This is a genomic window from uncultured Comamonas sp. (assembly GCF_964277875.1).
GTDB classification, from domain to species: Bacteria; Pseudomonadota; Gammaproteobacteria; order Burkholderiales; family Burkholderiaceae_C; genus Comamonas; species Comamonas sediminis.
Genome location: NZ_CAXYJV010000050.1, coordinates 147,647 through 173,662 on the forward strand (window position 1 = coordinate 147,647; position 26,016 = coordinate 173,662).

27 protein-coding genes and 1 tRNA gene are annotated in these 26,016 nt (G+C 62.3%); 13 read left to right on the forward strand and 15 right to left on the reverse strand.

Translation table 11 applies throughout. From position 1 onward, the window contains the following. The first annotated feature begins 91 nt into the window (after window positions 1-91). Both ACHWUQ_RS21590 and ACHWUQ_RS21595 read left to right on the forward strand, forming a co-directional pair. Window positions 92-1,204 (forward strand): endonuclease/exonuclease/phosphatase family protein, encoded by a 1,113-nt coding sequence (locus ACHWUQ_RS21590; protein WP_394682412.1) that lies wholly within the window; start codon window positions 92-94, stop codon window positions 1,202-1,204. A 214-nt stretch (window positions 1,205-1,418) separates the two neighbouring features. Continuing rightward, window positions 1,419-3,230 (forward strand): M14 family metallopeptidase, encoded by a 1,812-nt coding sequence (locus tag ACHWUQ_RS21595; protein WP_394682413.1) that lies wholly within the window; start codon window positions 1,419-1,421, stop codon window positions 3,228-3,230. Between the two features lie 195 nt (window positions 3,231-3,425). On the opposite strand, the gene ACHWUQ_RS21600 is transcribed toward ACHWUQ_RS21595, so the two are convergent. From ACHWUQ_RS21600 to ACHWUQ_RS21610, 3 genes are all read right to left on the reverse strand, one after another. Then, window positions 3,426-3,502 (reverse strand) — tRNA-Arg (locus ACHWUQ_RS21600). Between the two features lie 267 nt (window positions 3,503-3,769). Beyond that, window positions 3,770-4,156, reverse strand: coding sequence for a PRC-barrel domain-containing protein (locus tag ACHWUQ_RS21605; protein ID WP_373449083.1), 387 nt, complete (start codon window positions 4,154-4,156; stop codon window positions 3,770-3,772). A gap of 34 nt (window positions 4,157-4,190) precedes the next feature. After that, window positions 4,191-4,370, reverse strand: a complete 180-nt coding sequence (locus ACHWUQ_RS21610; protein WP_394682414.1) for a CsbD family protein — start codon at window positions 4,368-4,370, stop codon at window positions 4,191-4,193. Window positions 4,371-4,919: 549 nt separating this feature from the next. Between ACHWUQ_RS21610 and ACHWUQ_RS21615 the strand changes: the two genes are divergently transcribed. Beyond that, window positions 4,920-5,240 carry an FHA domain-containing protein gene (locus ACHWUQ_RS21615; RefSeq protein ID WP_239812202.1) on the forward strand — a complete coding sequence of 107 codons (321 nt, stop codon included), beginning with the start codon at window positions 4,920-4,922 and terminating at the stop codon, window positions 5,238-5,240. A gap of 100 nt (window positions 5,241-5,340) precedes the next feature. Here ACHWUQ_RS21615 and ACHWUQ_RS21620 read toward each other — a convergent pair whose 3' ends face one another. The 9 genes from ACHWUQ_RS21620 to icd form a co-directional block, all read right to left on the reverse strand. After that, on the reverse strand, window positions 5,341-6,414 hold the full coding sequence (locus tag ACHWUQ_RS21620; protein WP_239812203.1) for an alcohol dehydrogenase: 1,074 nt from the start codon (window positions 6,412-6,414) through the stop codon (window positions 5,341-5,343). A gap of 218 nt (window positions 6,415-6,632) precedes the next feature. Continuing rightward, window positions 6,633-7,130, reverse strand: a complete 498-nt coding sequence (locus ACHWUQ_RS21625) for a disulfide bond formation protein B (protein ID WP_239812204.1) — start codon at window positions 7,128-7,130, stop codon at window positions 6,633-6,635. Window positions 7,131-7,262: 132 nt separating this feature from the next. Further along, on the reverse strand, window positions 7,263-8,396 hold the full coding sequence (locus ACHWUQ_RS21630) for a sulfate/molybdate ABC transporter ATP-binding protein (protein ID WP_239812205.1): 1,134 nt from the start codon (window positions 8,394-8,396) through the stop codon (window positions 7,263-7,265). Window positions 8,397-8,419: 23 nt separating this feature from the next. After that, window positions 8,420-9,385, reverse strand: a complete 966-nt coding sequence (cysW, locus tag ACHWUQ_RS21635) for a sulfate ABC transporter permease subunit CysW (RefSeq protein ID WP_239812206.1) — start codon at window positions 9,383-9,385, stop codon at window positions 8,420-8,422. 12 nt (window positions 9,386-9,397) lie between these two features. Next, on the reverse strand, window positions 9,398-10,270 hold the full coding sequence (gene cysT, locus ACHWUQ_RS21640) for a sulfate ABC transporter permease subunit CysT (protein ID WP_239812207.1): 873 nt from the start codon (window positions 10,268-10,270) through the stop codon (window positions 9,398-9,400). 72 nt (window positions 10,271-10,342) lie between these two features. After that, entirely contained in the window at window positions 10,343-11,332 is a 990-nt protein-coding gene (locus ACHWUQ_RS21645; RefSeq protein WP_312807100.1) for a sulfate ABC transporter substrate-binding protein, read from the reverse strand. A gap of 223 nt (window positions 11,333-11,555) precedes the next feature. Then, the gene (locus ACHWUQ_RS21650; RefSeq protein ID WP_394682415.1) at window positions 11,556-12,107 is read right to left on the reverse strand and encodes a DUF1439 domain-containing protein; all 552 of its coding nucleotides are present in this window, start codon (window positions 12,105-12,107) and stop codon (window positions 11,556-11,558) included. Window positions 12,108-12,138: 31 nt separating this feature from the next. Continuing rightward, window positions 12,139-12,777: a trimeric intracellular cation channel family protein gene (locus ACHWUQ_RS21655; RefSeq protein WP_394682416.1), complete on the reverse strand. Its 639-nt coding sequence runs from the start codon at window positions 12,775-12,777 to the stop codon at window positions 12,139-12,141. A 62-nt stretch (window positions 12,778-12,839) separates the two neighbouring features. Then, the gene (gene icd, locus ACHWUQ_RS21660; protein ID WP_239812211.1) at window positions 12,840-14,108 is read right to left on the reverse strand and encodes an NADP-dependent isocitrate dehydrogenase; all 1,269 of its coding nucleotides are present in this window, start codon (window positions 14,106-14,108) and stop codon (window positions 12,840-12,842) included. Between the two features lie 316 nt (window positions 14,109-14,424). On the opposite strand from icd, the gene ACHWUQ_RS21665 reads away from it, so the two are divergent. The 3 genes from ACHWUQ_RS21665 to ACHWUQ_RS21675 all read left to right on the forward strand — a co-directional run bounded on the left by ACHWUQ_RS21665 (window position 14,425) and on the right by ACHWUQ_RS21675 (window position 16,620). Beyond that, a complete protein-coding gene (locus ACHWUQ_RS21665) occupies window positions 14,425-14,868 on the forward strand; it encodes a DUF192 domain-containing protein (protein WP_394682546.1) in 444 nt (147 codons plus the stop codon). 129 nt (window positions 14,869-14,997) lie between these two features. Then, window positions 14,998-15,582 (forward strand): peroxidase-related enzyme, encoded by a 585-nt coding sequence (locus ACHWUQ_RS21670; RefSeq protein WP_394682417.1) that lies wholly within the window; start codon window positions 14,998-15,000, stop codon window positions 15,580-15,582. Between the two features lie 12 nt (window positions 15,583-15,594). Then, a complete protein-coding gene (locus ACHWUQ_RS21675) occupies window positions 15,595-16,620 on the forward strand; it encodes an Ldh family oxidoreductase (RefSeq protein WP_394682418.1) in 1,026 nt (341 codons plus the stop codon). 53 nt (window positions 16,621-16,673) lie between these two features. Here the strand turns inward: ACHWUQ_RS21675 and coaBC are convergent, their stop codons facing one another. Further along, the gene (gene coaBC, locus ACHWUQ_RS21680; RefSeq protein ID WP_394682419.1) at window positions 16,674-17,888 is read right to left on the reverse strand and encodes a bifunctional phosphopantothenoylcysteine decarboxylase/phosphopantothenate--cysteine ligase CoaBC; all 1,215 of its coding nucleotides are present in this window, start codon (window positions 17,886-17,888) and stop codon (window positions 16,674-16,676) included. A gap of 189 nt (window positions 17,889-18,077) precedes the next feature. On the opposite strand from coaBC, the gene ACHWUQ_RS21685 reads away from it, so the two are divergent. The 6 genes from ACHWUQ_RS21685 (at window position 18,078) to ACHWUQ_RS21710 (ending at window position 23,366) form a co-directional block, all read left to right on the forward strand. After that, a complete protein-coding gene (locus tag ACHWUQ_RS21685) occupies window positions 18,078-19,733 on the forward strand; it encodes a CTP synthase (RefSeq protein ID WP_230778111.1) in 1,656 nt (551 codons plus the stop codon). Window positions 19,734-19,844: 111 nt separating this feature from the next. Next, window positions 19,845-20,702, forward strand: coding sequence for a 3-deoxy-8-phosphooctulonate synthase (gene kdsA / locus ACHWUQ_RS21690; RefSeq protein ID WP_369459132.1), 858 nt, complete (start codon window positions 19,845-19,847; stop codon window positions 20,700-20,702). Further along, window positions 20,703-20,993 (forward strand): DUF1330 domain-containing protein, encoded by a 291-nt coding sequence (locus ACHWUQ_RS21695; RefSeq protein ID WP_239812216.1) that lies wholly within the window; start codon window positions 20,703-20,705, stop codon window positions 20,991-20,993. A gap of 99 nt (window positions 20,994-21,092) precedes the next feature. Beyond that, on the forward strand, window positions 21,093-22,379 hold the full coding sequence (gene eno / locus ACHWUQ_RS21700) for a phosphopyruvate hydratase (protein ID WP_239812217.1): 1,287 nt from the start codon (window positions 21,093-21,095) through the stop codon (window positions 22,377-22,379). A gap of 60 nt (window positions 22,380-22,439) precedes the next feature. Next, a complete protein-coding gene (locus ACHWUQ_RS21705) occupies window positions 22,440-22,718 on the forward strand; it encodes a septum formation initiator family protein (protein ID WP_312531512.1) in 279 nt (92 codons plus the stop codon). Window positions 22,719-22,805: 87 nt separating this feature from the next. After that, entirely contained in the window at window positions 22,806-23,366 is a 561-nt protein-coding gene (locus ACHWUQ_RS21710; RefSeq protein WP_394682420.1) for a hypothetical protein, read from the forward strand. Between the two features lie 21 nt (window positions 23,367-23,387). On the opposite strand, the gene ACHWUQ_RS21715 is transcribed toward ACHWUQ_RS21710, so the two are convergent. Together ACHWUQ_RS21715 and ACHWUQ_RS21720 are read right to left on the reverse strand one after the other, a co-directional pair. Further along, complete coding sequence (locus tag ACHWUQ_RS21715; RefSeq protein WP_230778097.1) at window positions 23,388-24,377, reverse strand: Hsp33 family molecular chaperone HslO; 990 nt, start codon at window positions 24,375-24,377, stop codon at window positions 23,388-23,390. A 68-nt stretch (window positions 24,378-24,445) separates the two neighbouring features. After that, window positions 24,446-24,973 carry a gamma carbonic anhydrase family protein gene (locus tag ACHWUQ_RS21720; protein WP_239812220.1) on the reverse strand — a complete coding sequence of 176 codons (528 nt, stop codon included), beginning with the start codon at window positions 24,971-24,973 and terminating at the stop codon, window positions 24,446-24,448. 105 nt (window positions 24,974-25,078) lie between these two features. On the opposite strand from ACHWUQ_RS21720, the gene ACHWUQ_RS21725 reads away from it, so the two are divergent. Continuing rightward, window positions 25,079-25,885 carry a ferritin-like domain-containing protein gene (locus ACHWUQ_RS21725; RefSeq protein WP_312409232.1) on the forward strand — a complete coding sequence of 269 codons (807 nt, stop codon included), beginning with the start codon at window positions 25,079-25,081 and terminating at the stop codon, window positions 25,883-25,885. The last annotated feature ends 131 nt before the right edge of the window (window positions 25,886-26,016 follow it).

The window sequence follows — 26,016 nt, forward strand, 5'->3', positions numbered from 1 at the left end:
CAACTGTCATCGCTGATGGCAGTTGATTTGGACGCCCACTTCCGCTAGGGTTAGGCCGCATTCGAAAGCGAGTTTCATGCGGCCTTTTTCTATGCCCTCTTCCGCTGCCCACCCTGCAGCGCCCTCTTTGGCACCCGACACCTTGACGGTCGCCACCTGCAATGTTCTCAATCTGGCACTGCCTGAGCGGGAGTTCTACGCCAACCAGGCGCCCTACACCCGGGCCCAGTACGAGCGCAAAACACAATGGCTGGGTGACCGCTTTCAGGCGCTGAATGCCGACATTCTGGCGGTGCAGGAAGTCTGGGACGAGGCTGCCTTTGCTCAATCGCTGGCCGCCAGCGGTCTGCACTACCACTATGCGGCTGTGCCCGGCGCAGAAAACAGCGAGGGCCGGCCAGGCGCCAGCGGCACCCCGCGCGTGGGACTGGCCACCCGCCTGAAGGTGCTGGCCACGCGCTCGTTCACCGACTTTCCTGCCGGGCTGGGCCAGCCCATTCCGGGGCTGGGCGTCCACACGCGTTTTGAGCGTCCCCCGCTCGTGGCCACGTTGCAGATGAAGCGTGGCCAAGTCTTGACGGTGCTGACCTGCCATCTCAAATCCAAACGCCCGAAGTTCCTGCTTGATGCCAACGGCAACCCTCTGGAAGACCGCGACAACCCCAAGATTGCCGCACTCGCCTCGTTGCGCTCGCTGGTGATGCGGGGCGTGGAAGCGACGGCGCTGCGCTGCCTGGTCATCGACCTGCTGCGCCACACCCGCATGCCCTTGGTGGTGCTGGGCGATTTCAACGACACGCCCGACAGCGTCACCACGCAGATGATCTCGGCCAGCGCCGAAGTGGCCTATGACCGCAAGGCCCGTGATCGCGCGCTGTTCAATGCCTTTGATCTGCTGGGCGATGCGGCGCTGAAAAAAGACGTGGCCTACTCCCATATCCACCAGGGGGCGCCGGCCGTTCTGGACCAGGTGCTGGTCAGCGAGGAGTTCGATCCGCGCAGCCGCCATGCGGTGGGCGATGTGCGCCGCGTGGATTACTTCAACGACCACCTGCATGAAGGGCGCGACCGCAGCCGCTCCGACCACGGATTTGTTCGCGCATTGCTGCGCATGCAGGCGCCGGTACCTGGCGCCGCGCCCGGGGATGTAGCCCCGGATCTGGAGACGGCAGGCACTTTCGAGCGGCCCAGTGATGGGGCCTAGCAACATAGCGTCCAATGCAAACGACTGCAAGCCGCGCCGATTCCTCGCTGGAGGTCGGCACTGCGGCGCACACTACGGCGGCAGATCAGCCTGCGCCAGTTACGCACGGAAACTTATTGTTTCGCACCCATCCTACGTGAAAGCCGTGCATAGCTTTGCATAATGGCAACGTATTTTTCAGGAGGGGCGTGATTCGTCACGCACGACAATGATGATGAAATCCGACGCAGCATCCCCATCCACCCAGCGCACGATGCCCGCCTGGACCAGCCTGACCGTGATTGCGGCAGCGCTTGCGCTGAGCGCGTGCTCGAGCACGCCGCTGCCTGCCTGGAACAGCACGCCGATAGCCGGCGGCCAACCGGCGCCGGGCACGGTCACGACCCGGCCGGCCAGTGGCCCCAGCCCGGTGCAGATTCCGGGCATCAGCAACTCCGGCGTGGTGTCAACCCCGGTTGAAACGGTGCCCCTGCAGGGCAGTCCTTTGAGCGGATGGAAGGAGAGCGACGAAGTCGCTGCCCGATTTCCCGATCCCCAACGCAACTACATCACCCCTGGATTGAGTGCGGGCCGCACCACCTATACCAGCAATGCCGAACTCGGCCAGTGGCTGCGCCAGCTGGCGACGCCAGACCAGTCCGGCACCAAGACCGAGCTGGTCACCGCCGGCACCTCCCAGGAAGGCCAGCCCATTTTGGCGCTGCTGCTGACCCGCGCTGCCAGCACCAGCCTGCACGACCTGGACCAAAGCCAGCGCCCCACCGTGCTGCTGATTGGCCAGCAGCATGGTGATGAGCCCGCCGGCAGCGAAGCGCTGCTGGCCCTGGCGCAGGATTTGAAACAAGGCCCGCTGTCGGCGGTCCTCGACAAGATCAACGTACTGCTGGTGCCACGTGCCAATCCCGATGGGGCTGCCACCGGACGGCGCACCACTGCCAACGGCCTGGACATGAACCGCGACCACCTGCTGCTGCAGACGCCGGAAGCCCAGGCCCTTGCCAAGCTCAGCCGGAATTACCGGCCCCTGGCAGTGTTGGATGCCCATGAGTTCACAGTCGCCGGCCGCTACCTGGAAAAGTTCAAGGGCGTGCAGCGCTATGACGCCCTTCTCCAGCCCCCCACGACCGCCAATGTCCATGAGTTCGTCAGCAAGGCGGCCCACGAATGGTATTTGCTGCCGATCCAAAAGGCGCTGACCGAGCAAGGGCTGGCGACCAACTGGTACTACACCACTACCCGTGATCCGCAGGACCTGTCGCTGTCGATGGGCGGCGTACGCCCCGACACCGGCCGCAACGTGAACGCACTCAAGAACGCCACCACGATGCTGATCGAGACGCGCGGTGTCGGTATTGGCCGCGCGCACATCCAGCGCCGCGTGCATGCGCAGTATGTGGCACTGGCATCTGCATTGGAGACCACTGCCCAGCGCACCAAGGAGCTCGAGCAGGTGCGCACCTTCGTCAACCGCGACATCGCCTCCCAGGCGTGCCGAGGTGAGTTCACGCTGGAGGCGAAGCAGACCACCGAAAAGCGCCGCGTCCTCTTCCTCGATCCGCAAACGGGTGAGGACATGCAGCAGGAAGTGGACTGGCACTCCTCGGTGAAGCTCAGCCCTGGCCCCAAGCGTGCTCGCCCTTGCGGATACTGGCTGGCCAGCAGCGCGACCGATGCGGTCGACAAGCTCCGCGCGCTGGGGCTGCAGGTGCTGCGCGTCGCCGAACCGGGCAACCTGCTGGCCGACACCTACCAGGAGCAAGAACGCAGCAGCAACGCCAAAAGCGATGTACTGGGCCCGGGACAGCAAAGCGTGGAGCGGGTCAAGGTCGGCCTGGAGCGCGTTGCCATCGATGTGCCCGAGGGCAGCTACTACGTGCCACTGAACCAGTCGCTGGCCAATGTGGCCATCGCGGCCCTGGAGCCAGATACCCAAAGCAGCTTTTTCGCCAACCACATCATCGCCGGCCTCAACGATGTGGCTCGCTCGATGAACAACCCTTCGCTGGTTTACGAAGAAACCGAGTAAGCGCTGCCCTGCCCTCTTCGGCCATGCTTGGATCGATGCATGGCTGGGTCGGAATTGACAATGCCCGCAGTGTGATCGCACTGCGGGCATTGCTATTTGTGCATTGAAGGCACGACTCGATGCGACGTGACTGCCCTGCTATGGGGGGAATGCAATCTTGCAGTCTGGCAGCGGACTCAATACAGCCGAGGAGTTTGGCCTGCCCGACAGGGATCGAACCTGTGACCCACAGCTTAGAAGGCTGTTGCTCTATCCAACTGAGCTACGGGCAGATGCTTGATTTATGAAGGTATTTTGCCGTGAAGGGCGCAACCTGAGAGCCTGGTTTTGCGGAGCGCTCCGCAAGGGCCGTTTTTGTTTTTTTATGACTGGGCGTCATTATGCACTGAATCATCGGCTCCAACTTCAGCGCAGGCGTGGTCAAGGCAAAAGATGGATCAGACGGTACCACTGCGGGACGTTTGCGCAAAATGGCTGAAGGCTTACAACGCGAAAAGCCCCTTGCGGGGCTTTCCAGGACATCTGCCTCCGGGCAGCTATCACTTCTTGGCGTACTCAAACTTGGGCAGCGCCTTGAGGGCATCCTTGGTCGCACCGGGCAAAGTGATCTTGTCATTTTGCACGCGGAACTGGCCCACGGGGATGGCAACATCATGCTTGCCAACGCCCAGGAAGCCGCCGGCACCGATGATGGCGTAAGAGACGGCCTTGTCAGGTGCGACGATCACGTCGTCGACCTTGCCGACAGACTTGCCTTCTTCGTTGTAAACGTTCTTGCCGAGCACCGACTTCTTCAGGCTCCAACCGGTGGCGACCGCCTGGATTTCGGTCTGCTCCACACCCAGCTTGACGCCGCCTGCGACTGGCACTTGTGTCTGCGCGAATGCAGTGCCCGCAGCCATCGTGATGGCAAAAGCGCCGAGCATCAACATAGATTTGGATTGCATCATCAACTCCTTGTTACTTGTTAGTGTCCCGGACCGCTTCTTGCACATGGCCCGCTGCCTTTTGGGTCTTGCCTTCGACCTGCTTGGCAATGCCCTTGGCCTGCTGCTCAGGGCTGTTGACTGCTTCGCCAACCTTCTGCTGCACCTTGCCAGCAGCATCTTTTACGGCACCCGCGACTTGGTTCTTGTTCATGCGTTTTCCTTCAGTGGTGTTGCAGCGCAACGTTGGGATGGGTCAACGATAGCGCGCAACGCGATGGAAGAAGTTAGGTGCACAACTTGTTAGACAGTGGGGTTAGGCTTACAGGCCTCGCTGGAGTTGCTCGGAATGCGCGCCTTCAAGCGCCCGTCCGGAAAGCACTGCATACGCTTCACCCTGAACACTCGCGCACTACCTCATGCGCATTCAGCGGCAGGTCTCGGTTAACCGGCTTGATCCACTGGGTGCGCAACACCATGAGGCGCACCGCAGGTCGGCGGCAGGCCAACGCGTGCCACGATCAGCCCACGCTGCCGAGCAAATCAGTGGGGATTGACACACACCCGGCACACCAGATGAGTAGCACCCCCTACAATCGCCCACCCATCTTTTAGATTTTTTATTTTTCTTTGGTTTTTTTCATAGTTTCTGCAAAATACGCACAGCTATGACAATGATTGGCAATGTGTATCGAATCTGAACCAATAATAGATGCATAATCCGTTCAGACTTTTCAATAGCCAGTTCCTTCAGGAGCTCACCATGTTGCCGGAAATCCTTGTTCGTTCTGATCTGCAATCCCCTCCCCGCGCTATCCAACTGGAGCGCGGTTGCACGGCCATTGGCCGAGGTCCGAGCAGCGGTCTGTTCCTGAGCGACCCGAGCATCAGCCGCGACCACGGCGCCTTCAGCTACTACATCGGTCTGTTGATGGTGGAGGACCATGACAGCACCAATGGCATCTTTGTCAATGGCCGCAGGGTCAAGCGCCAGGTGCTGTATGCCGGAGACCAGGTCTCTGTCGGCAATTTCGACATCGTGGTGAAGTCCGGCTCCGTGCCCAGCTTGGAAACACAAGACTGACTGCCTGCCTGCCACCCAGCGAAAAAAGTCCGCATGTGTGGACTTTTTGCATGGTGGCTGACGGCTTGGACTCCGCCCGCCCGATTCAGTGGCCAGGGTCTCAGGCCACCGCTTCCTCGTTGGGGGTCAGCATCAGACGCCCTACCGCCTTGCCCTGCTCCAGCGCCACCAGCGCGGAGAAGGCCTTGCTGAAATGCATGCAGGTGGTCGGCACGGGGTTCAGCTTCTTGTCGCGCACCAGCGCGATCAGTTCACGCAGATCACCCAGGTTGCCCACATAGGTACCCTGGTAGGTGATGGCACGGATCGCATGCGTGGGGGTGGGCAGATCCACATGGCCGCCGAACAGACCGATCTGCACCAGATGGCCGCCCTTGGTCAGCATATCGATGCCTTGCTGCACGGTCTGGCTGGAGCCCACGCAGTCGATGATGGCCCAGACCGCGCCGCCAGCGGCCTGCTTGACTTGGGCGATGAAGTCGGGCGACTTGGGATCAATGACCACGTCGGCGCCTGCGCTCAACGCTGCCGCGTGTTTGCTGGCATCGGGCTCGACGACCACCACACCGGCCCCACCCATGGCCTTCATCAGCAGGATGGCCATCAGCCCCAGACCGCCGGCGCCAAACAGCACGATCTTCTCATCCTTGAAGACCTGGGGATCGATCTTCTTGATCGCGCTGTAGGTGGTCAGGCCCGAGCAGGCATAGGGGGCGGCGCGCTCGGCGGGCATATCGCCGATATCCACCAGGTAGTAGGCATGGTTGACCAGCACATGGTCGGCGTAGCCACCGTTCTGGTAGACACCCATGGATTTGCCGGCCAGGCAGAGGTTCTCATCGCCGCGCTTGCAGACCTTGCACTCGCCGCAGCCATGCCAGGGGAAGACCACATAGCGCTTGCCGATCTCGACACCCTTGGCGTCCGGGCCCATGGCGACCACTTCGCCGGCAATCTCGTGGCCCAAGGTCAGGGGCAGCTTCATGCCACGGTCGGCCATGGACAGCTTTTTGCCATTGCCCAGGTCGTACTCGCCATGCCAGATGTGCAGGTCCGAGTGGCAGACACCCGCAGCCTCGACACGCACCAGCACCTGGTCTCCGGTCGGTACGGGGGTGGGGCGCTCGCTGCGCACCAGGGGCTCACCAAAGCCTGTGACGTCATAGCTGATCATGCGATCTCCTTATTGCTTGTTGCTTGTACTGGGCCGGGACTGGCTGTCCCTTTCGTTGCCTGACAGATCAGCATATTAGTGCCGCGTTGTTTCTGCACAAGCTGGCTATCGCGCACACCAGTCGCATTGGCGATATAGGTCTGGCGGGCCATCCCCTGCTTGATGCAGCCATGAAAAACGCCCCTCAAAAGGGGCGTTCGCATGCGGTTGACTGGCGCTTAGCGCTTGGCTTTGAACAGGGCCAACAGCAGCACGATGCTAAAGCCTGCAAAGGCGATAAAGGACCAGTTGGCGATCGACAGACCCAGGAAAGTCCAGTCGATCGCGGTGCAATCACCGGATCCTCGGAAAATCATAGGCAGCGAGCGGCTGATCGGGTAGTTCTCGATCATGCCGTAGAAGTCGCGCCCGCAGGTCGCGAACTCTGGCGGGTTCCATTGCAGCCAGCTCTGGCGCGCTGCAGTGAATGCGCCGAAGGCGGAAAACAGCAGCGCCAGGCCACCGAAACTCTTCCACCAACCGGCCGTCGACGGCTTGAGGCTGCCCAGCAGCGCAAATACACCGACCGCAATAAGGCAGTAGCGCTGCACGATGCACATCGGACAAGGCTCCAGCCCTACCACGTGCTGCAAATACATGCCAAAAGCCATCATGGCCGCGCAGGCCACAAAAATCAGCGCCAAGGTGCGGCGCGGTGCGTTCCAGATCCAGTTCAAGTCATGTCCTTATGCTGCCAATCCCGCCATCTTACGCGTACAGACCTGCAGGAGCCCAAAACCAGAAAACCGGCCCGCCCACAGGGCAGAACCGGGTCTCACAGCTTCAGGCGCAGGCGCGAGCGTCAGGCGCTAGATATTGGCCGCTTGATCGAGAAAAACTCGGGCTTGCCGCGGTGTCACCACCAGCGTCTCGCCTTCCTTCAGGCCCATGGCTTTGAACTGTTGCGCAGAAATCTGCGCCTCAATGAGCTTGTCGCTGTCCGAAGCCTCGGCACCTGGGGCTTGGTGCCCGCCAACGGCAATAAGTTCCAGACGGGCGATGGGGCCGACAACAATCGCACGGTCAAGCTGGGCCACGATGCCGCGCTGGCGGCCATCGGCGTCCTTTTCCTGGCCGGGCGAGTAGCGCTCCACGTCCAGCTCGTGGGGCCGCACATAGGCCAGTGCCTGGGCATTGTTGGCCGATGCCAGCTCGGGCGAATCGATCTGCACGCCGCCTTCGACCACCGTATGGCCACCGGTAGCACGGCCTCGGAACAGGTTGACGTCACCCAGGAAGCCATAAACAAAGGGGCTGGCCGGGCTGTCCCAGACTTCCTGCGGCGTGCCCGCCTGCTCGATCTGGCCCTTGTTGATGACGACCACACGATCCGCCACTTCCAGCGCTTCTTCCTGGTCATGGGTCACGAAGATGCTGGTCACGTGCAGCTCATCGTGCAGACGGCGCAACCAGCGGCGCAGCTCCTTGCGCACCTTGGCATCGAGTGCGCCAAAGGGCTCGTCGAGCAGCAGCACCTTGGGCTCCACCGCCAACGCCCGGGCCAGCGCGATCCGCTGGCGCTGGCCACCCGACAGCTGCGAGGGATAGCGGTCCGCGATCCAGTCCAGCTGCACGAGCTTGAGCAGGCTCATGACCTTTTCGCGGATCTGGGTTTCGCTCGGGCGCTCCTTGCGGGGCTTGATGCGCAGGCCAAAAGCCACGTTCTCGAACACCGTCATATGGCGGAACAGCGCATAGTGCTGAAAAACAAAGCCCACATTGCGGTTGCGCACGTGCACATCGGTGGTGTCCTCACCGCTGAACTGGATCGTGCCCTGGTCAGCAGACTCCAGGCCGGCAATGATGCGCAGCAAGGTGGTCTTGCCGCAGCCCGACGGGCCCAGCAGCGCAATCAGTTCACCGGATTGGATGTCCAGATTGACGTTATTGAGCGCCTTAAAGCTGCCAAACGACTTGGAAATGTTTTGGATTTCAATGCTCATATCCGACCTCGAAAATACCGGGTTTATGCCGTGGCTGCGCTGTCATCACGCGGACGCTCGGGTGGCAGACTGGCTGCCTCTTTGTGCTCTTTCTCGGCGCGCCACTCGGCGATCGACTTGAGCACCAGGGTCACCAGCGCCAGCAGGGCCAGCAACGACGCCACCGCAAAGGCTGCAGAAGACTGAAAGTCGGCATACAGAATCTCGACATGCAGCGGAATGGTATTGGTCTGGCCGCGGATGCTCCCCGACACGACAGAGACCGCACCGAATTCGCCCATGGCGCGCGCATTGCACAGGATCACGCCGTACAGCAGACCCCATTTGATGTTGGGCAGGGTCACGCGCCAGAAGGTCTGCCAGCCCGAAGCCCCCAGCACAATGGCTGCCTGCTCTTCGTCATTGCCCTGGGCCTGCATCAGCGGAATCAGCTCACGGGCAATGAACGGGAAGGTGACGAACACAGTGGCCAGCACAATGCCGGGCACCGCAAAAATCACCTTCAGGTTATGGGCCTCCAGCCATGCCCCAAACCAGCCATTGGCCCCAAACAGCAGCACATAGGTGAGGCCGGCCACGACGGGGGACACCGAGAAAGGCAGGTCCACCAGCGATGTCAGCAAGGCCTTGCCCTTGAACTCGAACTTGGCAATGGCCCAGGCGGCTGCCACACCAAACACCAGGTTCAGCGGCACGGCAATCAATGCAGTGATCAAGGTCAGCTTGATGGCCGACCAGGCATCAGGCTCGGTCAGCGCGCTCACATAGACGTCCCATCCCTTGCGCAGCGCCTCAAAGAACACCGCCAGCAATGGCAGCAGCAAAAACAGCAGCATGAAGACCAGCGCAATACCGGTCAGGGTCCAGCGCACCCAGCGCGGCTCGGTCACGGTGCTCTGCACTTCAGGCACATGGCGGGCCACATACTGGTAGCGCGCCAGCACGGTGCCCAGCACCACCACGACGATGGCAATCAATACGAGATACATGGTTGGCATGGTTCAGGCCCCCGAACGCTTGCGCTGCCAGCTTTGCAGGCCGTTGATGAGAAGCAGCAGCACGAAGGAGATCACCAGCATCACCATCGCAATCGCAGTGGCACCGGCATAGTCGTGCAGCTCCAGCTTGGCCATGATGACGAAGGGTGTGATCTGCGACTCCATCGGGATGTTGTTGGAGACGAAGATGACCGAGCCATACTCACCCACTGCGCGCGCAAAGGCCATCGCAAAGCCAGTCAGCAAAGCCGGGCCGATCGCAGGCAGGATCACCTTGTAGAAGGTCTGCCAGCGCGACGCACCCAGGCTGCCGGCGGCCTCTTCCAGCTCTTTCTCAAAATCTTCCAGCACCGGCTGCACCGTGCGCACCACGAACGGCAGGCCGATGAAGATCAGCGCAAACACGATACCTACGCGGTTGAACACCAGCTGGATACCCAGGGGCGCAAAGTACTGGCCAATCCAGCCGTTGTCCGCCAGCAATGCAGTCAGCGAGATACCGGCCACAGCGGTGGGCAGCGCGAACGGCAGGTCGACCAGCGCATCGACGATCTTCTTGCCGGGAAACTGGTAGCGCACCAGCACCCATGCGATCAGCATGCCGAACACCAGGTTCACCAGCGCCGCGATCAGCGATGCGCCGAAGGTGACCTTGTAGGCGGCCACGGCAATGGGGGCGGAGATCGTTGTCCAGAATTGGTCCCAGCTGAGCTCGAAGGTCTTGAACAACAACGTGGCCAGCGGGATCAGCACGATGATGCTGAGGTAGAAAATGGTGTAGCCCAGGGTGAGCCCAAAGCCTGGCAGTACGCGTTTGGCACTACGGCGTTTGGCACTGGGCACGGCATTCGCCGGAGCAGTGATGGCAGCTGACATGGATTCCGATCGGCAAAAATCTACAGGAAATGCGCAGTCAGCGCCCGGCTGGCGGGCGCTGCTGCTGGCTCATCACTTCTTAGGTTCGGTGAACAGCTTGTCGAAGTAGCCGCCATCTCCAAAATGGGTCTTCTGCGCCTCACCCAGGCTGCCAAAGTACTTGGCCACGGTGAACTGCTTGATCGGCTTGAACACGTCGGCGTGCTTCTTCAGCACCGCTTCGCTGCGGGGGCGGATGGCATGGTTGGCAGCGATTTCCTGCCCTTCATCCGAGTAGAGGTAATCCAGATAGGCCTTGGCCAGCTCGGCCGTACCCTTTTTCTCGACCGTGCGTTCCACCACAGCCACCGGGTTTTCCGCAGTGATGCTCACCGATGGGTAGACCGGATCCACCTTGCCTTTGCCAAACTCGCGGTCAATCGAAACCACCTCGGATTCAAAGGTGATCAGCACATCGCCCACGTTGCGCTGCAGGAAAGCAGCAGTCGCATCGCGCCCACCCTTGGCCAGCACCGGCACATTCTTGTACAACTTGCTGATGTAGGCTTGGGCATCAGCATCCGAGCCACCCTTTTCACGGGCCTGGCCCCAGGCGGCCAGATAGGCGTAGCGGCCATTGCCACCCAGCTTGGGGTTCACCACCACCACCTGCACACCGGGCTTGATCAGGTCATCCCAGTCCTTGATGCCCTTGGGGTTGCCGTTGCGCACGAGAAAAAGCATGGTCGATGTGGTGGGCGACGCATCGTTGGGAAACTTCTTGGTCCAATCCTTGGCAACCACGCCCTTTTCAGCCAGGAACTCGACGTCGGTCGTGGTGTTGAAGGTCACCACATCGGCGGCAAGACCTTCGGACACGGCGCGCGCCTGGGCGCTGGAGCCGCCATGGGACTGGTCCACCTTGATATCCACGCCCTTGGTCTTCTTGTAGTGGGCGATAAAGGCCGCGTTGTAGTCCTTGTAGAACTCGCGGGCGACGTCGTACGAAACATTGAGCAGCTGGTTCTGTGCCAGCACCGAGCCACTGGCCACCACCGCTGCGGCAACCACCAAAGATTTCAATCCACCCAGTTTCATGTTCTGCTACCCGTTCGTATGAAGTGATGTTGCAAATTGTGGACTTTTGTACTTAAAACTCAAACGAATATATTTTTGTTAATTTATGGCGTTTTGAGAATAAAGGAATCAGGCAAGCGTCTTGCCGCCGGTCTCCAGGCGGCCTGTGCGCCATCCGCCCGGCACCGCGCTCAGCCCGGTGCAGCCAATGGTGCAGAACCTGGCGGGCTCACAGCCCCAGGATGACCACCAGCACGCCCTTGTCCACCTTGATATCGCGCACCGCCATGCGCGCCAGGCGCTGGCGCGTGTCGGAGGCATTGAGCGTGTAGATCGGCTGCTGGGCCAGGTACGAAGCCATCGCCGCTTCCAGCGCTACCTCGGCCATCGCCGTGCGCCGCTCATCAAGGCCCTGCACTACCAGCTTGTCCATCACCGGCTGGTCCAGAAAGATCGCCCCGCGCTCGGCGTCATAGCGCAGGGAGGAAGACACATCGATCTGCGCACCCAACAGCTGCGTGCCGCTGGAATGGGTGTTGACCGTCATGTTCACACCAAAGTCGACGCGCTCGCTGTCTTCCTTCAAATGCACCCGGGGCTGTGCCATGGTGACAGAGACCAGCGGATAGCGCTGCGTCAGCGGCAGGCGCTCAGCCAGCTTCTGCTCCAACTGCGCCTGGCTGATGCGTATCTCGTAGGTTTTACCCGCCAGGTACCAGATGACCGCGCTGCCCACCAAGGCCAGCAGCACCAGCAGTGACCATGTCCATTTTTTCCCCATGCCTGCATCCCTTCTGTTGCTTCCATCTCGCTCACTCCACCCGCCAACTGGGCAGCCGCCAATGCCGCCACAGCGCAATCGCCCGCAAGCCTGCGGTGACCAGCACACAGCCGAGCATCGGCGCCATATCGGGCACGGGCGAGCTGCGCAGCAGCAGATCCACCCAACCGCCGACGAAGGCACAGACAGCATAGGGCTGGTGGTCACGGAAGGCCTGCGGAATCTCGCCGCACATCACATCGCGGAGCACCCCGCCAAACACCCCGGTGATCACGCCCATCATCACGCAGATGAGTGCAGGCAGGCCCTGCTCGGCGGCCATGTCCACCCCCACCGCAGCAAACAGGCCCAGGCCCAGCATATCGGGCCAGAGCATGGCCCGCTCGGTCAAAGCAAAGTGGCGCTGCCGCAAAAATACGATGGCCAGCAGGCTGATGCCCAGGATCACCCAGACAAAGGTCTCCTGCCGCACCCAGAAAAACGGCCGCTGGTCCAGCAGCAGATCACGCAAGGTGCCGCCGCCAAAAGCAGCCACAAAGGCCACCACACAGACACCGACGACATCCAGTTTCTTGTGCGCCGCCTTGATTACGCCGGACAGCGCAAACGCAATCGTCGCCGCGATCTCCAGCACCTGGCGCGCAGTGTCGATGATGTGCGGTGTGTCCATGGCCATGGGCAGCAAGGTAAGGGGCGGGATGCGGCTTCAGCCGCAGCCCCGCCGGTGGAAGGTCAGGCAACCGATTGCATGTTGCTGATCATCTCGTCGCCAAAGCGCGAGGTGCTGACCTGCGTGGCCCCCTCCATCAGCCGCGCAAAGTCGTAAGTGACGCGCTTGGAGGCAATCGTGGCCTCCATCGCGGCAATGATCAGGTCAGCGGCTTCGGTCCAGCCAATGTGGCGCAGCATCATCTCGGCCGACAGGATCAGCGAGCCGGGGTTGACATAGTCCTTGCCGGCGTACTTGGGCGCCGTGCCATGTGTGGCCTCGAACACCGCCACCCGGTCCGACAGATTGGCGCCCGGCGCAATGCCGATACCGCCCACCTGCGCGGCCACCGCGTCCGAGATGTAGTCACCATTCAAATTGAGCGTGGCGATCACCGAGTAATCGGCCGGGCGCAGCAGCACCTGCTGCAGGAAGGCATCGGCAATCACATCCTTGATGATGATCTCGGAGCCGTCCTTGGGGCTCTTGAGGCGCATCCAAGGCCCGCCGTCGATGACCTCGGCACCGAACTCCTGCTTTGCCAGCGCATAGCCCCAGTCGCGGAACGCGCCTTCGGTGAACTTCATGATGTTGCCCTTGTGCACCAAGGTCACGCTGGGCTTGTCATGGTCGATCGCATACTGGATGGCCTGGCGCACCAGGCGCTCGGTGCCTTCGCGCGACACAGGCTTGATGCCGATGCCCGAGCTGAGCGGAAAACGGATCTTCTGCGAGCCGATCTCCTGCTGCAAGAAAGCGATCAGCTTGACCGCCAGGTCCGAGCCCGCCGCAAACTCGATCCCGGCATAGATGTCTTCGGAATTCTCGCGGAAGATCACCATGTGCGTCTTGTGCGGCTCACGCACTGGCGATGGCACGCCTTCAAAGTAGCGCACGGGGCGCAGACAGACGTACAGGTCCAGGGTCTGGCGCAAGGTCACGTTGAGCGAGCGGATGCCGCCGCCCACCGGCGTGTTCAACGGGCCCTTGATGGCGACCAGGTACTGGCCGATGGCGTCCATGGTTTCCTGCGGCAGGCTCTGGCCCTCGCCATACAGACCCAGCGCCTTGTCACCGGCAAACACTTCCATCCAGGCAATGCGGCGCGTATCACCATAGGCCTGGGCCACTGCCGCATCCACCACCTTGCGCATCACCGGGGTGATGTCCCGGCCCACGCCATCGCCTTCGATGAAGGGGATGATGGGCCGGTCTGGCACGCACAGGCTGTGGTCCGCATTGGCCGTGATGGCCTGTCCGCCTTCGGGCTGCTGGATAGGTTGAGCACGCATCGTCACAAATCTCCCAATCTGGTTCTTCGCCCAGCCCCACACCAGGCACCAGGCGCATGTGTTACCGCCAACGATTCTATCGACAAATACCGGCCCGGCCTGACTGCACAAACTGTGACATCTGAACCCGGCCCCGGGCAAGGTACAACGGCCCCCCAGCTGCGCTGGCATGGTGTATAAAACCGGCTATGGCGCGCCGCGCCGCCGCTGCACATCTCGTGCGCCCTGCTTTGTGAGAGTCTTGACCCCTATGTTCCCCACCCCCTTGGTAACCCGTTCTTCCCGCCTCGCTCAACGCTGCCTTGCCGCATCCGCCATGGCCTGCGCACTGGCGGCTGCCTTGCCGGCTGCGGCGCAGCAGGCGGCGCCCACCGGGGAGCCCCAGATGCAGCTGGCCCGCACCGAGCTGACGGCCGGCATGCACCGCATCCATGCACAGGTGGCCCAGACGGCGCGTGAGAAGGAAATCGGCCTGATGTTCCGCAAGGAGATGCCAGCCAACGAAGGCATGCTCTTTGTGTTTGACCGCCCCGGCATCCAGTGCTTCTGGATGAAGAACACCCTCCTGCCGCTGACCGCCGCCTTTGTCAGCGACGACGGCACCATCGTCAACCTGGCCGATATGCAGCCGATGACGGAGGATTCGCACTGCTCCAGCAAGCCGGTGCGCTATGTGCTGGAGATGAACCAGGGGTGGTTCAAGCAAAAAGGCATTGCGGCCGGCACCAAGCTGCGCGGCCGCCCCTTCAGCGCGCCTTGAGCAGGCGCTTTCGGGCGGCCACCTTTCAGCAGCCGCCCGCAGGTCGTGACCCGCAGTCACCAACAGGCAGGCCCGGCGCAGGGCTTGCCTCTATGATGGTCCGCAGAACAACCCAGTGGAGACAAGACCATGGCTGCAGCTGCACGCTACCCCCTGCCCGATCTCAAAAGCCTGCCCGAAGACATCCAGGCCCGCATTGCCCAGGTGCAGGAAAAGGCGGGCTTCATCCCCAATGTGTTTTTGGCCTTTGCGCGCCGCCCGGCGGAATGGCGCGCCTTCTTTGCCTACCACGATGCGCTGATGGAGCGCGAGGAAAGCAGCCTGAGCAAGGCCGAGCGCGAGATGATCGTCACCGTCACCAGCGCACACAACGAGTGCCTGTACTGCGTGGTCGCGCATGGCGCGCTGGTGCGCATCTACGACAAGGCCCCGATGCTGGCCGACCAGTTGGCCGTCAACTACCGCAAGGCCAACATCTCGGCACGCCAGCGCGCGATGCTGGATTTTGCGATGAAGGTCTGCACCCGCTCGCAGGAGATTGATGAAGCCGATTTCGGCGCCCTGCACGCCCATGGCTTCGATGACGAGGACATCTGGGACATAGCGGCCATTACCGCCTTCTTTGGCCTGAGCAACCGCATGGCCAGCTTTGCCGGCATGCAGCCCAATGACGAGTTCTATCTGATGGGCCGCATCCCCCGCGGCAAGGCCTGAGACGGGTCAAGAATGGACCACGCACCAGAAGACAGCCTGCTGGTCAGCGAAAGCGACTTGCAGCGCCTGGCGCTGCAGGTATTGCAGCACCTGGGCCTGAGCGAACCCCATGCCCAGGCCATTGCCCGCATCGTCGTCGCTGGCCAGCGCGATGCCTGCCAATCGCATGGCGCCTACCGCATCCTGAGCGCAGCCCACACCATCCGCACCGGGATGGTGGATCTGCAAGCCCCACCACTGCTGCAGCCCACGCAAGGCGCCATCACCCGGGTCGATGCCCAGCGTGGCTTCTCGCCCTGGGCTCTGGAGGTGGGCCTGCCGCCGCTGGTGGCAACCACCCGCAAGCTAGGCATGGGTGCCTTGGTGATCAACCACTGCGTCCACTTCACGGCGCTGTGGCCGGAGGTGGAGATGCTCACCGACCAAGGCCTGGCCGCCCTGGTGATGACACCCAGCCATGCCTGGGTGGCACCGGCCGGCGGCACCCAGGGGGTGTTTGGCACCAACCCGATTGCCTTTGGCTGGCCCCGGCCCGGGCCCTTCCCCTATGTGTTTGACTTTGCCACCAGCGCCATAGCGCGCGGCGATCTGGACCTGCACCGGCGCGCCGGCACCCCCTTGCCCGAAGGCGTGGGCATCGATGCGCAAGGCCAACCATCGACCGACCCGGAAGCCGTCGCCCTGGGCGCGATGCGCACCTTTGGCGGCCACAAGGGCTCGGCCCTGGCGACCATGGTGGAGTTGATGGCCGGCATGCTGATTGGCGATCTGGGCAGCCAGGAATCGATGGCGCTGGACGCCGGTGCAGGCGGCATGCCCTGCCATGGCCACCTGGTGCTGGCTTTTGATCCGCAGCGTTTTGCCGGCGAAGACTGGCCCGGGCACCAGGCGCGTGCCGAGGCCATGTTTGTAGCCATCAAAGGCCAGGGTGCACGACTGCCGTCCGAGCGGCGCTATGCAGCGCGGGCGCTGAGTGCGCAGCAAGGCATCCGCCTGCCACGCCAGCTGCACGACGAAATCCTGGCCTTGCTGGACTGACGCCAGGCACACAGCCGCCGATGCGGACAGTTGCAGGGCGCGGCGTTTGCGAACTAGCGCGCGATGCGCTTGGCGATCTCGGCCACCAATTGCTCGCCCAAGGCCGCCTTGCTGGCATGGGGCAGCTCCTGGTGGCCCTGCGCGTCCACCAGCAGCAAGGCATTGTCGTCCTTGCCAAAGGTGGCGGGGCCAATATTGCCGACCAGGAGCGGAATCTGCTTGCGCAGGCGCTTGGCCTGGGCGTTGGCCAGCAGGTTTTCGCTTTCGGCGGCAAAGCCCACGCAGTACAGATCGCCGCTCTTGGCACGCGGCAGCTGCGCGACGGTGGCCAGAATGTCCGGGTTTTCGACAAAAGCCAGATGGGGCACCTCGCCACTGCCGTCCTTCTTGATCTTCTGGTCCGCCGCACGGGCGGGGCGCCAGTCGGCCACCGCAGCGGTGGCTACAAACACATCGGCGCCTTCCACGCTGGCCAGCACCGCTTGCAGCATGTCTTGCGCCGATTGCACATCGATGCGGCGCACGCCACGCGGCGTGGGCAGATGCACCGGACCGGCGACCAGCGTGACCTCGGCGCCCGCGGCCTGCGCCGCACGCGCAATCGCAAAGCCCATCTTGCCGCTGGACAGGTTGGTGATGCCCCGCACCGGGTCAATCGCTTCGAACGTGGGGCCTGCGGTGATCAACAGCCTTTTGCCTGCCAGCGCCTTGGCGCTGAAAAAATACTGCAGCTCTTCCTCGATCTCGGCCGCCTCCAGCATGCGGCCGTCCCCGGTCTCGCCACAGGCCTGGTCGCCATTGCCCACGCCCAGCACCACGGCGCCATCGGCCTGCACCTGGCGCAGGTTGCGCTGCGTCGCAGGGTGGGCCCACATCTCGCGGTTCATCGCGGGCGCGAGGATCAGGGGCACGCGGTCGATGGGACGCGCCAGGCACAACAGGCTCAGCAGCTCATCGGCCCGGCCCTGCACCAGGCGGGCGATAAAGTCGGCGCTGCAAGGCGCCACTACCACCGCATCGGCCTCGCGGCTCAGGTTGATGTGCGGCATGTTGTTGGGATCGCGCGGATCCCACTGCGAGGTATAGACCGGGCGGTTGGAGAGCGCCTGCATCGTGACCGGGGTCATGAATTGGGTGGCCGATTCGGTCATGACCACTTGCACGGTCGCTCCGGCCTTGATCAATCGGCGGCACAGCTCGGCCGATTTGAAGGCTGCAACGCCGCCCGACATGCCGAGGACAATATGTTTTCCGTGGAGCTGGTTCATGCCCGCCAATGTAGCAGAGGCACAGCGCCACCGCTGCACTGCAGCAGACAAGAGAGCAGCGCCAGAACGGCTATCTTTGCCGCACGCCATCGCACGCAAACCCGTGGCCGTTGAAGCCCATTTGTCGCAGCTGTCCGCAGGGGCTGGCATACGCCTTTATAATCAGAATTTCCCACCTCCCTAAAAGACATGACCAAATTTGTCTTCGTTACTGGCGGTGTGGTGTCTTCCCTGGGCAAGGGAATCGCCTCAGCCTCCCTTGCAGCGATTTTGGAATCGCGCGGACTCAAAGTCACCCTGATCAAGCTGGATCCCTACATCAACGTGGATCCAGGCACCATGTCCCCCTTCCAGCACGGCGAAGTGTTTGTGACGGACGATGGCGCCGAGACCGACCTGGACCTGGGCCACTATGAGCGTTTCATCGAAACGCGCATGCGCCAGTCCAACAACTTCACGACCGGCCGCATCTACCAAAGTGTTCTTGAAAAAGAACGCCGTGGTGACTACCTGGGCAAGACCGTGCAGGTCATTCCCCACATCACCAACGAGATCCAGGAATACGTCAAGCGCGGCGCCGGCATCGGCACCGACCACGCTGTCGATGTCGCCATTTGCGAAATCGGTGGTACGGTCGGCGATATCGAGTCGCTGCCCTTCCTCGAAGCGGTGCGCCAGCTGTCGCTCAAGCTCGGCCCCAACAACTCGGCCTTTGTGCACCTGACCTACCTGCCCTACATCGCAGCGGCCGGCGAGCTCAAGACCAAGCCCACCCAGCACACGGTGCAGAAGCTGCGCGAAATCGGTATCCAGCCCGATGCGCTGCTGTGCCGCGCCCAGCATGCCGTCCCCGAGGAAGAGCGTGACAAGATCTCCTTGTTCACCAATGTGCAATCCTGGGGCGTCATCAGCATGTGGGATGTGGACACCATCTACAAGGTGCCCCGCATGCTGCACGAGCAGGGCCTGGACGGCCTCATCTGCGACAAGCTGCGCCTGAACACACCTCCGGCCAACCTCAAGCGCTGGGATGACCTGGTCTATGAGACCGAGCACCCCAAGGGCGAAGTGGCCATTGCGATGGTGGGCAAGTATGTCGAGCTGTCGGATGCCTACAAGTCCGTCAACGAAGCGCTCAAGCACGCCGGCATGCAAAACCATGTGCGCGTCAAGATCACGCACGTGGATTCGGAAACCATCCACGACAGCGATGCCGCCGAGCTGCTCAAGAGCTATGACGGCATCCTGGTGCCCGGCGGCTTTGGCTCGCGCGGCGTGGAAGGCAAGATCTCCACGGCCAAGTTTGCCCGTGAAGGCAAGGTGCCCTACCTGGGCATCTGCCTGGGCATGCAGGTGGCCACCATTGAATACGCCCGCCATGTGGCAGGGCTGGACAATGCCAACTCCACCGAGTTCGACCGCCAGACCCCCCACCCCGTGATCGCGCTGATCACCGAGTGGAAGGATGCCGACGGCACGATCAAGACCCGCGACGAGAACTCGGACCTGGGCGGCACGATGCGCCTGGGCGCGCAATCGTCCGATGTGCAAAAGGACACGCTGGCCCACAGCATCTACGGTGATGTGGTGACCGAACGCCACCGCCACCGCTACGAAGCCAACACCCAGTACCTGGACCAGCTGCGCAACGCGGGCCTGGTGATCTCCGCGCTGACCCAGCGCGAGCACCTGACCGAGATCGTCGAGCTGCCTAAGGCGGTACACCCCTGGTTCATCGGCGTGCAGTTCCACCCCGAGTTCAAGTCCACCCCCTGGGCCGGCCATCCGCTGTTCAATGCCTTCATCAAGGCAGCAGTCGATCGCAAGAAGCAGGCAGCCAAGTAAAATTGCGGCCACGCTGCGGCACACACTGAAGCCATGACAAACAAAGCACCCACCAACGCTGCGTTTCTCATGGCGTCTTTGCTTTCACCCCATCCTTAAGGAACACCGTCCATGCAATTGTGCGGATTTGATATCGGGCTTGATAAACCGTTTTTCCTGATCGCCGGCCCCTGCGTGGTCGAGTCCGAGCAGCTGCAGATGGATGTGGCCGGACAGCTCAAGGAAATGACGTCCAGCCTGGGCATCCCCTTTATCTTCAAGAGCAGCTTTGACAAGGCCAACCGCAGCTCGGGCACGAGCTTTCGCGGCCCTGGCATGGAAAAAGGCCTGGAGATTCTGGCCAAGGTGAAAAAAGAGCTGAATGTGCCCATCCTCACCGATGTGCACACCGAAGCCGAAGTGCCCTACGTCGCCAGCATCGTCGATGTGCTGCAGACACCGGCCTTCCTGTGCCGCCAGACCGACTTCATCCGGGCGGTCGCCCAATCCGGCAAGCCGGTCAACATCAAGAAGGGCCAGTTTCTGGCCCCGCATGACATGAAGAATGTCATCGACAAGGCCCGCGCTGCCGCCAAGGAAGTGGGCCTGCCCGAGGACAGCTTCATGGCCTGCGAACGCGGCGCCAGCTTTGGCTACAACAACCTGGTGAGCGACATGCGCTCGCTCGCCATCATGCGCGAGACCCATGCGCCGGTGGTGTTCGATGCCACCCACAGCGTGCAGCTACCCGGCGGCAATGGCACCTCCAGCGGCGGCATGCGCGAGATGGTTCCCGTGCTGGCCCGCGCAGCCATTGCCGTAGGCGTCGCCGGCGTGTTCATGGAAACCCATCCGGACCCCTGCAATGCGCTGAGCGATGGCCCCAATGCGGTGCCGCTCAAGCACATGAAGGCCTTGCTCGAAACCATGGTGGCGCTCGACGGCATCACCAAGAAGAACGGTTTCCTGGAAAACAATTTTGGAGCTTAAATGCCAAGCGCATACATCATTGCATCGGTCACCGTCACCGACCCGGAGCAGTACGAGGAGTACCGCAAGTTCAGCACCATCGCCATGCAGACCTATGATGCCGAAGTCTGCGTGCGCGGTGGCAAGGTCGAGGTGATCGAGGGCGACTGGAACCCCGGCCGCACCGTGATCCTGAAGTTCAAGGACAGCGAGCAGGCCCGCCGTTTTTACGACTCCCCCGAGTACAGCAAGGCGCGCGAAGCGCGTGCCGGTGCCGCCATCATGCGCATGGTACTGGTCGAAGGCGTTTAAGCGCTGCCCCGCCCTGCCCACCCCTTTTGATTCCGTGCAGTTGCAGCCCACCCGTTTGCAGCGCACCATCCCGTTTCTCAATCTCTGAAAGGCTCTAAAGTGAGTGCAATTGTTGATATCGTTGGCCGCGAAATTCTGGATTCGCGTGGCAACCCCACCGTGGAATGTGATGTATTGCTGGAATCGGGTGTAATGGGCCGCGCGGCCGTCCCATCGGGCGCCTCCACCGGTTCGCGTGAAGCCATCGAGCTGCGCGACGGCGACAAGAGCCGCTACCTGGGCAAGGGCGTGCTCAAGGCCGTCGAGCACATCAATACCGAAATCTCCGAAGCCATCCTGGGCCTGGATGCCGCCGAGCAGGCCTTCCTGGACAAGACCCTGATCGACCTGGACAACACCGACAACAAGAGCCGCCTGGGCGCCAACGCCATGCTGGCCGTGTCGATGGCCGTGGCCCGCGCCGCTGCCGAAGAAGCCGGCCTGCCGCTGTACCGCTACTTTGGCGGCATGGGCGGTGTGCAACTGCCCGTGCCGATGATGAACGTCATCAACGGTGGCGCACACGCCAACAACTCGCTGGACCTGCAAGAGTTCATGATCGTGCCCGTCGGTGCGCCGAGCTTCCGTGAAGCGCTGCGCTGGGGTGCCGAAGTGTTCCACGCGCTCAAGAAGATCATCGACAGCCGTGGCATGCCCACCGCCGTGGGCGACGAAGGCGGTTTCGCGCCATCGGTCGAGAACCATGAAGCGGCCATTCAGCTGATCCTCGAAGCCATCGACCAGGCGGGCTACACCGCTGGCGACCAGATCGCGCTGGCGCTGGACTGCGCTGCCTCCGAGTTCTACAAGGACGGCAAGTACGTGCTCGAAGGCGAAGGCGGCATCAGCCTGACGGCCGAGCAGTGGACCGACATGCTGGCTGCCTGGTGCGACAAGTACCCGATCATCTCCATCGAAGACGGCATGCACGAAGGCGACTGGGATGGCTGGAAGGTGCTGACCGAGCGCCTGGGCAAGAAGGTGCAGCTGGTCGGTGACGACCTGTTCGTGACCAACACCAAGATCCTCAAGGAAGGCATCGACAAGGGCATCGCCAACTCGATCCTGATCAAGATCAACCAAATCGGCACCTTGAGCGAGACCTTTGCCGCCATCGAGATGGCCAAGCGCGCCGGCTACACCGCCGTGATCTCGCACCGCTCGGGCGAAACCGAAGACAGCACCATCGCCGACATCGCCGTGGGCTTGAACGCCGGCCAGATCAAGACCGGCTCGCTGAGCCGCTCGGACCGCATGGCCAAGTACAACCAACTGCTGCGCATCGAGGAAGACCTGGGCGAAGTGGCAGTGTATCCAGGCCGCGCCGCCTTCTACAATCTGCGCTAAGCTTGTCTCGGGACATGGCTAACAGCCGTGTCCTGACTGCCTCCCGGACTTCTGTTTGCCATGATCTCTCGCATAGTTCCTTTTGTGCTGCTGGCCATCCTGGTCAGCATCCATGCCCAGCTCTGGAGTGGGCGCGGCAGCGTGCCCTACGTCAAGGACATGAAGCAGCAAATCGCCACCCAGAAAACGGAGAACGAAGCGGCCACGCGTGAGAACCTGCGCCTGGAGACCGAGGTCAACGACCTCAAGCAAGGCATGGACATGGTTGAGGGCAAGGCCCGCAATGAGCTCGGCATGGTCAAGCCCAATGAAGTGTTTGTGCAGTACACGCGCAAATAAGACAGCGCGGCCCCCAGCCCCAGTAAGCGCCTCCCAGGAGGCGCTTTTTTGTCGCCCTGGCCTGCCTTAGGCCGTATCATCGCCGCCATGCCTGCGCTGCCCCCTTCTGCCATCACACCCCGCCCCATGGGCTCGCCACCGGCGGTCTACCTGGCCTCGGCAGCCTGCGCGGATGCAGAGCAGCTCGCGCAGCAACTGGCGCATTACCTGGCGCAGTGCGATACGGCATCACCGCCCGCATTTGTGCTACAGGCCTGCAGCCTTGCGCAACTCACCGCCTCGCCCATGGCAGAGCTGCCAGCCGCGTTCCTAACCCGGCATGACGCGGTGCTGCTGCTGGCGCCACCGATGCGTGACAGTGCAAGCGGAGCCGATCCCACCCAGACCCTGCTGATGCAGGCACGCCTGCACCTGGTGGCTCAGGGGCAGGCGTTTCAATTGTTGTTCAGCCAGGGGCACCGGCTGGAGCAAGAGGCGCTGGCGGCACTGTGCAACTGGTTCCCGGAGGCGCCGGGCCTGCAGGCCTTGCGCACGGCATTGCGCCAGGCCAACCCCGGCGCGCGTGCACGCTGGAACTGCGAAAAATGCAGCGATCCCGATTGCGAGCTGCGCCTGTTCCAGGGTCTGATCACCCCCTCGGCCAGCTAGGCGCCGCCAGGGCGCCCTGCGTCACTGCACCAGGTTGGAGGCTGGCGGGTCATTGCCGCGTTCGGTAAACAGGTGCGCCACATCAACGGCATCGAAGCGGTATTGCTGGCCACAGAATTCGCAACCGACCTCGATCATGCCCTGCTCTTCCAGAATGCTGTCGGACTCTTCCTGACCCAGGCTGCGCAGCATGTTGCCGACGCGCTCGCGGCTGCAGGTGCAGGCAAAGTGCGGGCCACCTTCGCCGTCTTCGGGCACAAAGCGCAGCAGCTTTTCCTCCCAGAACAGGCGGTGCAGGATGGTCTCGACATCGAGGTTCAGCAGCTCATCGCGGGTCAGGCTGGCAGCCAGATGGGCAATGCGGTTGTACTCTTCGTTCAGGCCGATCTGGTCGACCTCTTCGGTATTCTGCGCCCCGGCTGCCAGGTTGGCCTCGCCCTTGATCGGCATGCGCTGCACGATCAGGCCAGCAGCCACCTTGTCGTTGGCCGCCAGCACCAGCACGGTGTCGAGCTGTTCGGACTGGCGCATGTACTGCTGCAGGATCGCGGCCATGCTCTCCAGCGGCTGGCCATCCACATCGACCAGCGGCACCACGCCCTGGTAGGGTTGCTGGCCGGGTTGCTTGTCCTTGGGGTCCAAGGTGATCGCACAGCGGCCCTTGCCATGCACATTGACCATGTCGGTCAGGGTCGCGTCAGCTGGCAGATCACCGATCATCGTGACGGTGGAGCGCACGCTCAGGTTGGTCAGCACCTCGGTGACGGCCAGCTTCACCGGGCCATCACCCGAAATCTGGAACACCAGCGCGCCATTGAATTTGATGTTGGACTGCATCAGCACGCCGGCAGCGGTCATCTCGCCGAGCATCTCCTGCACCGGCAGTGGGTACGGGCCAGTACTGGTATTGACTGCGCGGCGCTGCAAGATCTCTTGCCAGGCATCGGTCAGTCGGACAATGGCGCCCCGCACGGGCAGCCCATCAAACAAAAATTTATGCAGTTCAGACACTGTGATTCTTCCCATTCAATACATGCAGGCCGGCAGCGCCCGGGCATGCTGCCCGGTGCAACAGCGCCTCAATCGGGCAATTTTCGCAGACCCGCCTTGAAACGCCGGGCGTTGGCCATATAGCCCTCAGCACTGCGCCGCAGCCCATCGATCTGTTCCGGGCTCAACGTGCGCACCACCTTGGCAGGGCTGCCCACAATCAAGCTGCCTTCCGGAAACTCCTTGTTCTCGGTCACGACCGCACCGGCACCTACGAGGCAGTGGCGCCCGATTTTGGCGCCATTGAGCACAATGGCCCCCATGCCGATCAGCGATTCATCACCGATCGTGCAGCCATGCAGGATGACGTTATGGCCGATGGTCACATGCTTGCCGATGTCCAGGGGCTTGCCCTTGTCGGTGTGCAGCACGCTGCCGTCCTGGATATTGCTGCCCTCGCCGATGCGGATCGGGTCATTGTCCCCGCGCAGGATGGCGCCGAACCACACACTGCTGTCTGCAGCCATCTCCACCCGGCCGATCACCTGCGCGCTGTCTGCAATCCAAGCCGACGCTGCAACCTGCGGCTGCACGCCATCGAGTTCATACTTTGCCATCATGTCTCCATCGGTTTATGGTTCCGGGCCAAGGCCTCACAGGCATCAGAGACGCCCCGCCGGGCAGCACGCCGCCACATGCGTACCAGCCTCATAATTGTAGGGATGGAATTACGTCAATCCGCCTTGCAAGCCCTGTGTGTGGCCGATGCCGAGGAAAAATCCGCGCTCACCCTTGCCATGTATGCGCAAAGAGCCACAATTTCAATAGCACCCCAGGCGCAGTTGGCGGTCCCCCAGGGCGTCACCCTGCCCGGCCACCCGGCCAAGCCCGAGCTCAAGGTCCATACCGCCATGGGCAGGCGCTCGCCCGCCACGGCCGAGGGCCGCGCCATCTTGCTGCACGCCATTGCGCATATCGAATTCAATGCCATCAACCTGGCGCTCGATGCCATCTGGCGCTATGGCGGCATGCCCGAGGCTTTCTACCAGGACTGGTTGCAGGTGGCGGCAGAGGAAGCCAAGCATTTCCGGCTATTGCGCGCCCATTTGCGCAAATGGGGCCACGACTATGGCGACTACCCGGCCCACCAGGGGCTGTGGACCATGTGCGAAAAAACCGCCGATGACATCGTGGCGCGCATGGCCTTGGTGCCCCGCACCTTGGAGGCCCGTGGTTTGGATGCAACTCCCCAGATTCAGGGAAAATTGCAACAAACTTCTGCCGATGATGCGCTGGAGGCCGTGGCCATTCTGGACATCATCCTGCGCGAAGAGGTGGGCCATGTCGCGATCGGCAACCACTGGTACCGGTACCTCTGCGCGCAGCGCAATCTGGATCCGGAACAGCACTACAGCTGGCTTGTGGGGCATTACGAAGCACCACGCCCGCGCCCGCCCATCAATCTGTCTGCGCGGCGCCTGGCCGGCTTCAGCGAGAGCGAACTGGACTGGCTGCAGGGACAACTGTAACAAACTGACGCTTTTTAAACCCCAAAAGCGTGTGCAGTTTGCTACAAAACCTGCAGGTTCACTCTATCCTCAGACGCGTGAAATGCCCGATATGAAGGACAATGCACGTCGATCCCGAGATAACAAAATGC